The sequence below is a fragment of the Lentzea miocenica genome (assembly GCF_033949945.1).
Taxonomy (GTDB): domain Bacteria; phylum Actinomycetota; class Actinomycetes; order Mycobacteriales; family Pseudonocardiaceae; genus Lentzea; species Lentzea miocenica.
Genome location: NZ_JAXAVW010000021.1, coordinates 138,236 through 152,574, shown reverse-complemented (window position 1 = coordinate 152,574; position 14,339 = coordinate 138,236). Strand labels below are relative to the sequence as shown.

General features: G+C 66.2%; 13 protein-coding genes. 4 read left to right on the top strand and 9 right to left on the bottom strand.

Annotated elements, in window-relative coordinates:
* Window positions 1–15 precede the first annotated feature (15 nt).
* From SK803_RS25580 to SK803_RS25555, 6 genes are all read right to left on the bottom strand, one after another.
* The gene (locus SK803_RS25580) at window positions 16–777 is read right to left on the bottom strand and encodes a GntR family transcriptional regulator (protein ID WP_319968628.1); all 762 of its coding nucleotides are present in this window, start codon (window positions 775–777) and stop codon (window positions 16–18) included.
* A gap of 82 nt (window positions 778–859) precedes the next feature.
* Window positions 860–1,216, bottom strand: a complete 357-nt coding sequence (locus tag SK803_RS25575) for a hypothetical protein (protein WP_319968627.1) — start codon at window positions 1,214–1,216, stop codon at window positions 860–862.
* Window positions 1,217–1,305: 89 nt separating this feature from the next.
* Window positions 1,306–5,952 (bottom strand): WD40 domain-containing protein, encoded by a 4,647-nt coding sequence (locus SK803_RS25570; RefSeq protein ID WP_319968626.1) that lies wholly within the window; start codon window positions 5,950–5,952, stop codon window positions 1,306–1,308.
* Window positions 5,949–6,437, bottom strand: a complete 489-nt coding sequence (locus SK803_RS25565; RefSeq protein ID WP_319968625.1) for a toll/interleukin-1 receptor domain-containing protein — start codon at window positions 6,435–6,437, stop codon at window positions 5,949–5,951. Before SK803_RS25565 ends, SK803_RS25570 begins: the two co-directional genes overlap by 4 nt.
* Before the next feature lie 128 nt (window positions 6,438–6,565).
* Window positions 6,566–7,048 carry an SRPBCC family protein gene (locus SK803_RS25560; RefSeq protein ID WP_319968624.1) on the bottom strand — a complete coding sequence of 161 codons (483 nt, stop codon included), beginning with the start codon at window positions 7,046–7,048 and terminating at the stop codon, window positions 6,566–6,568.
* Window positions 7,045–7,371 (bottom strand): ArsR/SmtB family transcription factor, encoded by a 327-nt coding sequence (locus SK803_RS25555; protein WP_319968623.1) that lies wholly within the window; start codon window positions 7,369–7,371, stop codon window positions 7,045–7,047. The genes SK803_RS25560 and SK803_RS25555 overlap by 4 nt, the downstream gene beginning before the upstream one ends.
* A gap of 314 nt (window positions 7,372–7,685) precedes the next feature.
* Here SK803_RS25555 and SK803_RS25550 point away from each other — a divergent pair, with 314 nt between their 5' ends.
* The 4 genes from SK803_RS25550 (at window position 7,686) to SK803_RS25535 (ending at window position 10,810) form a co-directional block, all read left to right on the top strand.
* The gene (locus tag SK803_RS25550) at window positions 7,686–8,618 is read left to right on the top strand and encodes a trypsin-like serine peptidase (protein ID WP_319968622.1); all 933 of its coding nucleotides are present in this window, start codon (window positions 7,686–7,688) and stop codon (window positions 8,616–8,618) included.
* 83 nt (window positions 8,619–8,701) lie between these two features.
* Entirely contained in the window at window positions 8,702–9,472 is a 771-nt protein-coding gene (locus tag SK803_RS25545; protein WP_319968621.1) for an META domain-containing protein, read from the top strand.
* Between the two features lie 8 nt (window positions 9,473–9,480).
* The gene (locus SK803_RS25540) at window positions 9,481–10,242 is read left to right on the top strand and encodes an META domain-containing protein (RefSeq protein WP_319968620.1); all 762 of its coding nucleotides are present in this window, start codon (window positions 9,481–9,483) and stop codon (window positions 10,240–10,242) included.
* A gap of 151 nt (window positions 10,243–10,393) precedes the next feature.
* Window positions 10,394–10,810: a DoxX family protein gene (locus SK803_RS25535; protein WP_319968619.1), complete on the top strand. Its 417-nt coding sequence runs from the start codon at window positions 10,394–10,396 to the stop codon at window positions 10,808–10,810.
* Here the strand turns inward: SK803_RS25535 and SK803_RS25530 are convergent.
* From SK803_RS25530 to SK803_RS25520, 3 genes are all read right to left on the bottom strand, one after another.
* Window positions 10,791–11,486: a TIGR03089 family protein gene (locus SK803_RS25530; RefSeq protein ID WP_319968618.1), complete on the bottom strand. Its 696-nt coding sequence runs from the start codon at window positions 11,484–11,486 to the stop codon at window positions 10,791–10,793. The genes SK803_RS25535 and SK803_RS25530 overlap by 20 nt on opposite strands.
* 9 nt (window positions 11,487–11,495) lie before the next feature.
* Complete coding sequence (locus SK803_RS25525; RefSeq protein ID WP_319968617.1) at window positions 11,496–12,698, bottom strand: LCP family protein; 1,203 nt, start codon at window positions 12,696–12,698, stop codon at window positions 11,496–11,498.
* Between the two features lie 67 nt (window positions 12,699–12,765).
* Complete coding sequence (locus SK803_RS25520) at window positions 12,766–14,331, bottom strand: LCP family protein (protein ID WP_319968616.1); 1,566 nt, start codon at window positions 14,329–14,331, stop codon at window positions 12,766–12,768.
* Window positions 14,332–14,339: the final 8 nt, after the last annotated feature.

The window sequence follows — 14,339 nt, the reverse complement described above, 5'->3', positions numbered from 1 at the left end:
GATATGCAATAGGTGTCAGTCGTGCGAGGTGAACTTGTACTCGAGCACGTACGCCGCTGAGTCGAGAACCATCTCGCTGACCTCGACTGGCTGATCATCTGCGGTGTACGCGGTCCGCACGATCAAGATGACCGGCGTGCCCTGGGCGAGGTCGAGCGCCTGACGCTCGGCGTCCCGTGGCATGCGGGTGCGCAGCTCTTCGCGGAACCTGGTGGGCTCGTGGCCCAACTCCTTGAGGCGGGCGTACGCGCCGCCTTTGCCGGTGTTGATTTCGGTGATCGCGGAGCCGGCGACCAGTGCCTCGGGGTAGTAAGACGTCGCCAGCTGCACTGGCTTGTCATCAACCACATACCTGCGTCGCCGGATCACGACGCGGGCGCTGTCATCGAGCTTCAGAACCTCGGCGATCGGCGCGGGCGGGAGTTCGACGTCGACCGTCACGTCTTCCGTCCTCGGCCGCGTGCCGACGTCGGTGGACCAGATCGGTTGACCAGATCCCCGGGACGTGGCCTTCAGCCGGTCTGGCGACACGCGCCTGATCGGCTTGAACTCGCGGACGAACGTCCCCGATCCGCGCTTGGCGACGATCAGACCCTCGTTCTTCAGCACGTCCAACGCGCGGCGAGCGGTCGGCTGCTCCACGCCGTACTGGCTCGTGAGGTCGTTCTCGCCAGGAACTTTGCTGCCGGGCGGAAGCTCGCCGGAGTCGATCTGCTGCCGGAGGTCGTTCGCGATGTCCCGATAGCCAACGCGCCCTGGCTGGGCGTTGCCGGTCATGAGCCATCCCCTCTGCGAGGCCGCAGTTCTGTACAGCGACCAAGCTACCCCGCAGAAGTGAGACGGCCGAGTTGCCCCGGACCTAAGCCGCCACGCACGTGCCCAACGCCTCGCCGATCGCGCCCTTGGCGCCCAGCACGCAAGTCGACTCGGCAGTCAGCGACTTGTCGGAGATCTGCTGCGCGAAGGCGATCGCCACGTTCATCATCCGCGTCGGACTCCCGCTGTCCACGGCGGCTTTCACCGCCGCGGCACGGGCTTCGTCGGTCGTGCAGCTGATGTCGGTGCCGAACTTGTCCACGCGCGGCAGCCACAACGCCTTCGAGCCGGCCGCGCATGGTGTTACCTGCCAGCGCGTGGCCTCCGCCGCGTGAGCCAACGGCGGGGACAGCACGGCGAAACCGAGCATGAGGGCCAGTGCCACGAGGAAACGTCCCATGCGCCCGAACGTAACCGCGTCGACTGGCCCCGACCGGGGGAACCGTTGCCACCAAAGGTGACTACGCTCCGTCCCGGCTGACCTGCTGCCTAATCAGGCCGCACCGGAAGCGGGCCGAACGTCTCCGCAGGCAGGCGATCGATCCCTTGATCGCCGATGACGTTCCACCCGATCCACCGCCACGCACCCTTGCTGCACTCGATCACCTTGGTCATCTGTCCGTCGAACACGGCGAACTCCTTGTCCGGGAGCAAAACGACATAGGGGCTCAACAGTTCGCCGGTCGTGGCGTCCCAGATGCGGGCGGTGTTGTCGTCGCTGCTGGTGACGATGCGGGTGTTGTCGGGTGACCACGCGACCGACTTCACCCAGTCGGTGTGGCCGGTGAGTTTGTGGATTTCCAGGCCTGTGGTGGCGTCCCATATGCGGACACTCCGGTCGTCGCTGCCGGTGAGGATGCGGGTGTTGTCGGGTGACCACGCGACTGATCGCACCCAGTCGGTGTGGCCGGTGAGTTTGTGGATTTCCAGGCCTGTGGTGGCGTCCCAGATGCGGGCGGTGCTGTCGTCGCTGCCGGTGAGGACGCGTGTGTTGTCGGGTGAGCAGGTGATTGCGTTGACGGGGCTGTTGTGGCCGGTGAGTTTGTGGATTTCCAGGCCTGTGGTGGCGTCCCATATGCGGACACTCCGGTCGGCGCCACCGGTGAGGATGCGGGTGTTGTCGGGTGAGCAGGTGATTGCGTTGACGGGACCGGTATGGCCGGTGAGTGTGTGGATTTGCTGGCCGGTGGTGGTGTCCCAGATGCGGGCGGTGCCGTCGCTGCCGCCTGTGAGGATCCGGGTGTTGTCGGGCGAGTAGGCGACAGCGTGCACCAGTCCATTGTGGCCGGTGAGGTGGTTGATTTGCTGGCCGGTGGTGGTGTCCCAGATGCGGACACTCCGGTCGTCGCTGCCGGTGAGAACGCAGGCGTTGTCTGGTGACCACGCGACCGCGTTGATGGCGTTGCCATGGCTGGTGAGTTTGTGGACTTGTTGGCCGGTGGTGGTGTCCCAGATGCGGGCGGTGCCGTCTTCGCTGCCGGTGACGATGCGAGTGTTGTCGGATGACCACGCAACTGCGTTTATCCAGTCGTCCTGGACAACCAGCGTGTGGAACCGATGGCCGGTGGTGTCCCAAGTGTGGGCGGTGCCGTCCTCGCTGCCGGTGTACACGCGAGTGTTGTCGGGTGAGCAGGTGATTGCGTTGACGGGCCTGTCGTGGCCGGTGAATTGGTGGATTAGCTGGCCGGTGGCGGCGTCCCAGATGCGGGCGGTGCCGTCGCTGCCGCCTGTGAGGATCCGGGTGTTGTCGGGCGAGTAGGCGACCGATTTCACCCAGTCGGTGTGGCCGGTGAATTGGCGGATTTGCTGGCCTGTGGTGGCGTCCCAGATGCGGACACTCCGGTCGGCACCGCCGGTGATGATGCGGGTGTTGTCGGATGAGCAGGCGATTGCGAAGACGGCGCCCTTGTGGCCGGTGAGTTTGTGGATTTGCCGGGCGGTGGTGGTGTCCCAGATGCGGATGCTGCCGTCGTTGCTGCCGGTGAGAGCGCGGGTGTTGTCGGGTGACCAAGCGACCGTGTTCAGCCAGGTTTCATGGCCGATGAGTTGGTGGATTTGCCGGCCGGTGGTGGTGTCCCAGATGCGGACGTCGCCGCCGTCGTCACCGGTGAGGACGCGTGTGTTGTCGGGTGAGCAGGCGATTGCCCCGACGGCGTCGGTGTGGCCGGTGAGTTGGTGGATTTGCCGGCCGGTGGTGGTGTCCCAGATGCGTGCGGTCCGGTCTTCGCCGCCGGTGTAAATGCGGGTGTTGTCCGGTGAGCAGGCGATTGCGTTGACGACGTCGGTGTGGCCGGCGAGTTGGTGGATTTGTTGGCCGGTGGTGGTGTCCCAGACGCGGGCGATGCCGTCGTTGCTTCCGGTGAGAATGTGGGTGTTGTCGGGTGACCACGTGATGGCGTTAATCGCTCCTATGGGTCCGACGAAGCAGTTGAGCTGTGCCGCTGCTGACGACTGGCTACCTGCGCGCGCTGAAGAAGGTGCGATCTGGAAGTGCGGACTCGGGGCGGGCGGCGGTGTGCAGAGGAGCAGTTGGGTTCGGTATGCGTTTGACTGACTCAAATCGACGCCGGTGATGTCACAGCGGCGGAAGATCGCGCCGGCGATGTAGGCGTCCTGCCAACTCGAACTTGCCAGGGTTGATTCGTGGAACTCGGCGTTGCCGGCATAGGAATTGGTGAGATCAGCACCCGTCAGATCCGAGTTGAAGAAGGACGTCCGTGAGAGATCTGCACCGGACAGGTTCGCGTTGTTCAGTGCGAGCCTGCCGCGTCCTGTGAAGGTCCACCCAGCCAACGCCGCGCCCGACAGGTCCACCTCGACCAGTGACTGGTGCGGGTACCCACGCCGAGCCGCGTGAAGGGCGTACGCGACCGCCAACTCCGAGATTTGGGCACGGTATTGGCGCCCGATCAGTTCGAGCGTGGCGCGCGCCGCGCCAGGCGAAGCCGCGATGGACTGGCCGAGGAAGTCGAGGGTCTCCTGGCTCGGCACCGGCATCGCGAGCGCGTCGATCGCGCGAGGGTCGCTCAGCTGCCGGTAGAGGTAGCACGCCAGGAAGTACTCGAAGAGCGAGCGGTGGGCGAACTCGAACGTGTCGCCTTCCCGCTTGAGAAACGTCGCCGTGCGGAAGTCCGCGGTCCACAGGTCGGGTACGTGCTCGCGGTAGTGGCGCCGGAGGTCTGGGCGCTGGTCGAGCAGCCCGAGCAGCCAGTCGTCGACTTCGGCCGGGCTCCAGGCGTTCTTGCCCGAACGCCAGAGCGCTGCGGCGATCTCCTCCATCAGCAGGCGTTTGTGGTCCGGGGTCAGCGTGTGCTTGCCCTCGTCACGGGTGATCCAGCGGTCGACCACCTCGGCGTAGATGTCGACGGAACGGAGTTCGCGGCCTTCGAGCTTCGCCTTCTCGATGAACTCGACCTGGTCGGAGATCAGCCGCAACGTGATCGGGCGCTGGGCCAGCTCGGTCAGGTTGTGGACGGCGCCGATGGTCTCCAGGAACCGGTCGACCCACTCGGCGTCGCGGTCGAGGTTGCCCTCGAGGTACTCGCGGATCTGGTTCTCGGTGAACGGCAGCATCAGCAGGGCGAGGTAGTCGCTGCTGCGCAGGCCTTGCCGGGTCTGGCCGGTGAAGAAGTCGGCCTCGTCACGGATCGTGCGGAAGTACTGGGTGCGGCAGGACAACAACATTCGCGCGTTCGACTCGGCGGGGAGCGCGCGCCACAGTTGGCGGGTGAACAGCTGACGTTTGTGCGGGCTGAGGTGCACGAGCACCTCGTCCAGTCCGTCGAAGATGACCACGGTGCGGTTGAGGTCGTGTTCGAGACGCTCGCGCACGACGTCCGCGTTCAGTCGCTTGGATGACACACCCTGTGGTCGGGTCGCGTCGAGCAGGTGGGTCAGGATTCGGTCCAACGACATCGAACCCGACAGTTCGCCGGGTTCGATGTCCCTGAGGTCGAACAGGATCGGCAATGGTGACGCCTGGTCGTCGTCGTGCAGCTTGAGCAGTTGAGTGGCGAACAGCTTCGTCGTGGTCGTCTTGCCCATGCCGACGTCACCGAGCAGCGCACATAACCTTGGTGCGGAGGAGTCGTCTGCGGTTGCCCAGGCCACCAGGCGCTCGACGGCGGGCAATGAGATACCGCTCGCGCGTTGGTCGCCGCTGTCCAGCAACGACTCCTGCAGGGAGGCTTCCCTGAGCTGCGACGGGACAAGGTACCGGCTGTCATCACGGCGGAGGCGCACCTGCTTGGCCGCCAGCGCCTTGAGGATGGTCGTCTGATCGTCGTCGCGCGACAACGGCTTGTCCATCATCAGCCGGATCTGCCGGACGACCTCGTTGATGAACACCTTGCGCTGCGCAGGTCCTCGCAACTCCTCCCACGGCGAGTCCTGCAGCGCGATTTCGTGTCTTTGCAACGGTTTCAGGCCACCAGCGAGATTGGGCAAGCCCGCGAACGCAACAGCGACGAGCTTGCGGCTGCTGAGCACCATTTGGCGTTCCGGCGAGTCGACGTACGCCGGGCTGATCAGGCAGACGCAGACATCCGCCTGGGCGAGAAGCTGTGCGCGGGTCGCCGCGATGTCGTCACCGACGAGGACCGAGCTGGAGTCCTTGATCTCCCACTCTGCTCCGTCGAGCACTCGAAGCGCGGTGGTCAGCTGCTCGATGAGCGCGGCGGCGTTGCGCGCGGTCGTCGGGTGGAAGCTGACGTAGATCCGCAGCCGGCGGGGCTCGCCCAGCTCCCGCACCGCCGGCGCGATCGGCTTGGTGATGCCGATGTTCTCGGCGTTGACTTCGGTGAAGGCGACCAGGCTCTTCTCCACCGGGTTGCCCGCGAACCAGCCGTGGCGGTGGTCTGGTGTGGTCTTCCGGGACTCGAGCTCCAGGACCAGGTCTACCCCTGCCTTCGCGGCTAAGTAGTTGATCTTGTTCCGGAAGTCGCGGAAAGCGTCCTGGGCGCGCTCATCGCCCTCCGGGAAGTCGCCGGCGGCCAATGCCTGACGCAGCAGGAACTGGCCGCTTTCGCCGACGACCTCGCCGATCGCCGTGAGGCGGGCCGCCTGCATCGTTGTCAACGAAGGGCGGAGCGCGTTGATCCGGTCGGTGATCTCGTTGGGCCGCAACGGAGTTGTCACGACGTGTACCCGTTCTGGCCGAGCGCGCGGAGGCGGACGGCTTCGGCGAGCCGGTTGGAGAAGTCGGTGCGGCGGTGGCGGCTGATCTCGGTGAAAGCCTTGCCGTCCAACGAGAACATGTTCAGCTTTTCCAGTCCGCCGAAGTCGTAGGCGGGGCCGAACTGCGGCAGTTGCGACAGCTTGACGGGGAGCGGGGGCCTGTCGGCGGCGGACCCCGAGAACCGCGGAAGCTCGTGCTCGCGGATGAATGTGCTCGCCAGGTAGTGCGGGGTGACGAGCAGCAGGCCGAAGTCGGCCTCGTCGATGCGGTCGCGGATAGCGGGCTCGAAGTCCTCGCCACACATCAGGTGCGAGTCCTGCCACCACTCGATCTTCAGGTCGGTGAAGAGCCGCAGGGTCGGCCGCAGGTCGTGCAGGAGTGCATCGACGGAGGCCTTGTCGCGGTGGCACCAGCTGAGGAAGATCCGGACCGTTTGGGTCGCCATGAACGCGGGACCGTACACCCCGGAAGACCCCGGATCGAATCCCGGAAGCCGGAAAGCATCAGGTCAGCGGATAATGACTGGTGAGACCAGTTGAGGCCGCGTGCGCGCCGAGGCGGCCTCAACTGGAATCACGACAGGGTGGAAAGCACCTCGCCCAGCCGCTCGTAGCTGCGTCCAGCGCCATCGGCCATGCCCGTGGCCAGCACCGCGTCCCGGGCCTCCTGCGACACCAGACGCATCGTGGTGGTCATGGTCGTCCGCCCGTCCACCTCGACGAACTCCACGGTCGTGATGGCCGGCGGGTTGTCCTCGAAGTGCTCGGTGTTGACGAGCCGCGTGTGAGGCGTGACCTCGGTGTATTCGCCGTACATCTCGAACGCCTGGGAGCCGTCCGGCTGCGCCCAGCCGTAGCGCCACTTGCCGCCGACGCGGAGGTCAACCTCGCAGATCGGCATCTCCCAGCCGTCGGGGCCGAGCAGCCAGCGCCGGAGGAGTTCGGGGTTGGTGAACGCCTTCCAGACCAGGGAGGCCGGGGCGTCGAACGAGCGGGACATCGCGATCTCGGTGTCCGACGGGAGGGTGACGAGAGTGCCGAACTTGGTGGTGGTCATTTGTCTGTCTCCTTCATCTCGGTCAAGAGTGCGTCCAGGCGCGCGTAGCTCGCATCCCAGAAGCGGCGGTAGTTCTCGGCCCACACAGCGACCTCCTTCAGCGGTGTCGCGTCTAGCTGGCAGGGGCGCCATTGGGCCTCCCTGCCGCGGGTGATCAGGCCTGCCTTCTCCAGCACCCGCAGGTGTTTGGAGATCGCCGGGCCGCTGATGTCGAACGGCTCGGAGAGCTCCTTCACCGTGGCCGGACCTTCCGTGAGCCGCGCGAGGATCGCCCGGCGGGTCGGGTCCGCCAGTGCGGCGAACGTGGCGCTCAGCTGGTCCATCTCGTACCTAACCACTTGGTTATCTAACCTCTGGGTTAAGTAGAGCCTCGGCGTCGTCGGCTGTCAAGCCCCTAGTTCAAGATCGACTGGCTGGATAGCGCTTTCCGATCCTGCACATATCACAAGGAAATGGCCCGGACGGACCTTTTTCTAGCAGACATGGAATGGAAGTTCTGCTGAATAGAGCAACTTCAAACAGGGTGCTGGACAGCAGGTCAGGGGGCTCGCTACGTTCGAAAAGCCGCAAGTTAACCTCGTTTAGTGAGGTATTTCGAATGGGAACGAAAAGAACTGTTTCGTTAGCGTTTGGATTTGTGCTGGCAGCTTCCGTGCTCGTGCCGACCGCGCAGGCGGCACCGCAGGGCAGCTCTGCCAGCCTGGCCAGAACCTCCGACAACAAGATCCAGTCGGCTGCAGCAGCCGAGGCTTACTGGACTCCGGAGCGCATGGCCAACGCGATCCCGGCGCAGGCTCCTGCCACGGTCCAGGCCGTTTCCCCACGCCAGCCCTCGGGTCGTGCGGGCAGCATCGAAGGGGTCGCACCCTCGGTGAAGGTCAAGACCGAGCAGGCCCAGGGGATCGGGATCATGCTCAACGAGTCGCAGACGGTCGGGAAGGTGTTCTTCACCAACCCGGTCAACGGGCTGAACTACGTCTGCTCGGGTGCGACTGTCAGCAGTGCCAAGCGGAAACTGGTCCAGACGGCGGGGCACTGCGTGCACGGCGGTGCCGGTCGCCAGTGGATGTCCAACTGGGTGTTCGTTCCGCGTTATCGCAACGGCGCGCGGCCGTTCGGCACGTGGAGCGCCTACCAGCTCACTGCTCGCACTGCCTGGATCAACTCCAGCAACAGTGACGAGGACATGGGCATCGTCATCATGCAGACCCTCGGCGGCAGCTCGATCGCGAACGTCGTCGGTGGCAACGGGTTGCGCTGGAACTGGGGCTACTCGGTCGCGGTCACGATCCTCGGTTACCCCGCGGGTGCGCCGTTCACCGGTGAGCTGCAGTACTTCTGCCAGGGCACTACCTGGAACGGCCACGGCCAGCAGGTGCGGGCCTGGTGCAACATGACCGGCGGCTCGAGCGGCGGTCCGTGGTTGCAGGAGTACAACGACCAGAACGGGCTGGGCTACATCAACAGTGTGGTCAGCCACCGGCACGCCGACGCGAGCCAGATGGACGGGCCGTACTTCGACAACGACATCAAGAGCCTTTACGACTTCGCGGAGTCGCTGTCCCCGTGACGTCGAATTCCGTTGGCCGGACGCGGAGATCCCGTGTCCGGCCTTCGGGCAACCTGAGGGGCGACATGTTCCGTCCTAGGCACATGAGCCACCGAATCGCCCTCGCCGTACTGCTGCTCGCAGCCACCTCCGCATGCGCCGGCGGCCAGGCCGGCCAGGGGAGCGCGAACCTGCGGGGCAAGGTGTACGTCTCGTCGTCCGTGACGGAGCAGGGCAAGCCGCGTGCTCTGGTCGAGGGCACGAAGGTGGATCTGAGATTCACCGACGACGACAGGCTGATCGCCAACGTCGGCTGCAACATGATGCAGGGCCAGGTCTCGCTCGACGGCGGCAAGCTCTCGGTCGCCGACCTCAGCTCTACCGCGATGGGATGTCCGAAACCCGAGTTGCACCAGCAGGACGAGTGGTTCGCGAAGCTGCTCGACGCCAAGCCGTCGTGGAAGCTCGACGGCGCGAACCTGGTGCTCACCGGATCGGACACCGAGATCGTGCTCGGCACGGAGGCCCCAGCGACGCTGGAGGGCGGGACCTGGACCGTCGACGGCATCATCGCCGGCGACGCCGTCTCGTCGTTCCCCGGCGGCGCCAAGGCCACGTTCGTCTTCCAGGACGGCAACATGAAGGTCGACACCGGCTGCAACTACAAGGACGCTGCCTATCCGTACGAAGTGGACGGTCAGCGGCTGGTCGCGCAGATGGCTGTCACCACCTTGATCAGGTGCGGTGACGACATGAACTCCGTCGAGACGGCCATCCACAAGACCCTCGACAGCGGCGAGGTCACCTACAAGATCGACCGCAACTCGCTGACGCTCACGAACGCGTCCGGCGCCGGCCTGACGCTCAAGAAGTAGGGCCGGACATGGGCTACCGAGTTCTCGTCGCCGTGATCGCACTGCTGGTCACCGGGTGCGGCACCACGTCCACCGGAACAGGAGGAGGTGACGTGAAGGGAAAAGTGTTCAGCTCCACGTCCGTCACGGAGCAGGGCAAGCCACGCGCCCTGGTCGAGGGCACGAAGGTGGAGCTGAGGTTCACCGACGACGACAGGCTGATCGCCAACGCCGGGTGCAACACGATGCAGGGCCCGGTCTCGCTGGCGGGCGGCAAGCTCACGGTCACCGACCTGAGCACGACCGACATGGCATGTCCCACTCCGGGCCTGCACGAGCAGGACGAGTGGCTGGGCACGCTGCTCAGCGCGACACCCTCGTGGCGGATGGACGGCGCGAACCTGGTGATCACCGGCTCGAACGCGGAGATCGTGCTTGTCGCCGAAGCCCCGGCCACGCTGGAAGGTGGCATCTGGATCGTCGACGGACTCATCACCCAAAGTGCCACCTCGTCCGTTCCCGCCGGTGTGCGGGCCACGATCTCCTTCAAGGAAGGCAAAACGGAAGTGGAAGCCGGCTGCAACTCTGCCGGTGGTACGTACGAAGTGGACGGTGAGACCATCAGATTCGGACAGCTGGCCAGCGAGTTGAAGCTGTGCGGCCCGGACGAGATGGCCGTGGAGAAGGCCGTTCTCGACGCACTCGGCCAGGGCCCGGTCACGTACAAGATCGACCGCAACACGCTGACCCTGACGAACGCGAAGGGTGAGGGTCTGCAGCTCAGGAAGTAGGAGACCGGGCCGGTCGCTCAACGCTGACCTGCGAACCTAAGGACTCGCTGTTGGGTTCCTGTCGAAATCATGAGGTCGTTCAAACCTGCACTAGTTTTGGTTCGAAGTTGAACGACCGACAGGTCATCGACAGGATCGGGGAGCAGAAACCATGGTCAAGGACGTCGCCGCACTCATCGGCCGGATCGGCATCGGCATCGTCTTCATCGCGCACGGCTGGCAGAAGTGGACCGAGTTCGGGCTCGCCGGTACCAGCGCGTCGTTCGAGAAGATGGGTGTGCCGCTGCCCTCGGTGTCCGCCGCGTTCGCCGCGACGGTCGAGCTCGCCGGTGGTCTCGCGCTGATCGCCGGTGTCCTTCTGCCGATCGCCGGCCTGCTGCTCGCGGTCAACATGGCCGGAGCGTTCTTCCTCGTGCACGCGTCGGGCCCGTTGATCGGCCAGGGGGGCTCCGAGCTGGTCATCGTGCTCGGTGCGGCCGCGCTCGCCCTGGGCTTCAACGGTGGCGCCTACGCGCTGGACCGCGTGCTGTTCAAGAACAACAAGGTGCTCAACCCAGCAGCTGCGTGATCTCCTGGGTGACCTTCTCGCTGTCCCGGCGCGCGGCCATCCGGCCCGCGTCGGGATTGCTCACCTGGACCAGCGAGCCACCGGCCGCGAGCACGGCCAGGAACCCTTCCAGCACCGCGGCGGGGGAGTCCCACTCCACAGTGGACAGCACCCGCGGTTCGTCACCCAGCTTCGCGCCGAGCTCGCGTGCCCGCGCCACCACTTCATCCACAGTGGACTCACCGAGGGCGAGCGTCGAGCCGGGAGTCGGCTGCCACGGCATGAAGTCGTCGCCGTGCACGCGCACGTCGTCCAGGTAGTCGACCGGAGCGCCGGACCCGAGGCCCATGGGGTGCAAGGAAGCCACGGCCACAACTTCAGCCTCGGCGGTTCCGCCCGGCGGTACGACAGCGACCTTCGCGTCCACGCCCGCGCCCACGACGTGCGCCCCGCACCACCAGGCGCCGAGCAGCAGGCCCGCCGTCTGCCAATGCGCGGGCAGCAGCACCGCGACCTCGTCACCCGGCTCGACGTCGTGCTCGTCGCGCAGCCAGTTCGCGGTCTTCGCGGCCCAGTTCGCCGCCGTCGCGCGGGACAGTTCGATCCGGGAACCCGTCGCGTCGTCGTAGTGCGTGATCAGCGGACGACCGGAATCGGCCTTCAGCAACGGCGTGAAGAGGATCTCGGTCACGCTCACGCGGCACTCCTAGTCGACGCAGGGCACATCTTGCTGGGCGGCTGCCACGGCGTGCGCGCCGTCCAGCGACAGCAGCTTCCCAGGACCGAACTTGGATGGCGCAGCGGGGGTGCCAGGAGTGGTCACCGACGAGGGCTCCGGCTTCGGGGTCTCACCGATCAGCTGCGCCACCCACGCCTTGACCGCCTCGCGGTCGACCGTGACCACGCTCTGGCCGCGTTCATTGCGCGCGTCGATGCTCGTCACCGGGATCGTGGCGAACTCCACGTTGCCCGACGCGAGGCCCTGCGCCTGCGTGGCCAGCGTGGCGAGATCGAGCTTCTCGTCCACGACAACGGACTTCGACACCGCGTCCAGCAGTCCGTTCATCTTCCCCGGATCGGTGAACGTGCCGGCGGACAGCAGCTGCTTCATCGCCTGCGACATGAACACCTGCTGCCGCGCGATGCGACCGAGGTCACCGCCGGGCATGTTCCGCTGCCGCACGAACGACAACGCGTCACCGCCCGAGATCACCTGCTGGCCCGCGCGGAAGTTCGCGCCGGAGTTCGGGTCCGACGTACCGGCCTTGAGGCACACCTGCACGCCGCCGATCACCTCGGTCAGCAGGTAGAACCCGTAGAGGTTGATCTCCGCGTAGTGGTCGACGCGCATCCCGGTGAGGTCCTGGACCGCCTGGACCAACGCCTTGCGCCCGGCCTCGTCGGACTTGCGCTCGCGCTCCTGCTGGTCGCTCACACCCTCGGCCTGCAGCCGTTCGGCGGTCAGGAACTTCACCGCGCCGTACGCCGAGTTGATCTTGTCCTCGCGATAGCCCGCGATCGGCACGTAGGTGTCGCGCGGGATCGAGATCGCGCTCGCCTTGCCTCCGTTGCGCGGCACGCGCATCACGATGATCGTGTCGGTGTTCACCGTGTCCGTGCCCTCGGTGCGCAACTTGCGCAGCACGTCCGCGGGAAGTGGCCGGCCCTGCGCGTCCGTCCGGCTGTCGCTGCCCACCAGCAGGATGTCGATCGCGCCGTCCTCGACGGGCGGCGAGTTCGGGATGTCCTCCAGCACTTCGAGGATCTGCGTGGTGTTGGTGTTCTGCTTGACGAGCCGTAACGCCGTCCAGAAGTAGCCGGAGAAGGCCAACGTTGTCACGGCGACGAGGGCGACGACCGTGCGGCCGGCGACCAGGGCCGTCTTCTTAGCGCGTGTGGCAGCGCTCAACGTGGATCCTCCGTGTGCTGGATTTGCGTGCTCAGCGTAACTATCGGAAGCCCGTTACGCCGGGGTTTCAGTTCACGCAGACCACGCCACCCGCCGTGATCGGCGGAGTGCTGCTCGACACGGGGATCGACGACGTGCCGGGCGCGCCCTGGGGATCCACGTCCTCGTCGTTGCTGTCCGGTGACTGGTAGTCGCTGCCGACGAAGACCTGCACCTGTCCCTTTCGGACGGACGCGCTCTCCTCGACCGTGACGTTCGGCCCGAGCTCGGTCGCGACCTTGCGCGCGGAGCCCTCCTCGCCGGCCGCGTACCGCACGACCGTGGTCTCGCTGTTCTCCGGCGCCGAAGCCACCGGGCCGCGCTGGAAACCCTTGGCGGCCAACAGGTTCAGCACCTGGCTCGCCAGACCCTGGATCCCGGCCGCGTTGTAGACCTGCACGGTGATCGAGGAGTTCGGCGGCGCGGGCAGCGTCGTGGTCGTGACCGGCGCCGAGTTGCTCGTCGACGGCTTGTCGGCGGCCAGGCTGGTGAGGAACTTCTTCACCTCGCCGGCGTTCACCGGCAGCACGTTGCCGTCGCTGTAGGTGTCCGTCGGGTCGCCCACTGGAATGGTGCGGAACTGGAAGTTGCCGCCCACCAGGCCCTGCATCTGCTCGGCGAACGTGGTGATGTCCCAGCCCGAGCTGAGGATCACCGACTTCTGCACGGCCTCGACGAGTCCGTTCAGCTTGTCCGAGTCCGTCAGCGTGCCGCTCGACAGCACCTTCTTGGCCAGTGCCCCGATGAACACCTGCTGCCGCACGATCCGGTCGAGGTCGCCGTTCGGCAGGTTCTTGCGCTGCCGGACGAACGACAGCGCCGCCGCGCCCTCGATGGTCTGCTGGCCCGCCTGGAAGTTCGCGCCGGAGTCGCTGTCGGAGGTGGCTTCCTTCACACACACCTCGACGCCGCCGATGGCCTTGGTGACCTCGTAGAAGCTCGCCAGGTTGACCTCGGCGTACCGGTCGACGCGCACTGCCCCGCCGGACATGTTCTCGATGGTCTTGATCAGCGTCTTGCGCCCGGCCGCCATCGACTCGGTGCGGATCCGCTGCTCGTCCGTCACGCCCTGCGACCGCAGCTGCTGGTCGACGGTGTTGCGCTGGCGGGCGAACGCGGAGTTGAGCTTGTGCTTGCCGAACCCGTCGGCGAGCTCCACGTAGGAGTCGCGCGGGAAGGAGATCGCGACCGCGCGGGTGCCGTCCACCGGGATGTGCACGAGGATCATCGTGTCGGTGTTCTGCTCGCCGTCGGCGATGCCGCCGTTGAGCAGTGCCAGCGCTTCCTTCGACAGCGGGTTGCCCTGCGCGTCCGTGCGGCTGTCCACACCGACCAGGAGGATGTCGACCGCGCCGTCGAGCGGCTTCGGGCCCTGCTTGGCGAGCTCCTCGGAGATGACCTCTGTCTTGACGATGCCGTCGTTGGCGGCTCGCAGCTTGCCCCAGCCGTAGGACGTGACCAGAAGCACAGCGGCCGAGACGAGCGTGACGAAGATCTTTCCCGTCATCAGGAACGCGCGGAAAGCCGCCGTCGGCCGGGCGCCCCGCACCCTGACCGGCAGACTCCTGCCTTCCACCGTCGTTTCCTCCCCCACTACCGCGA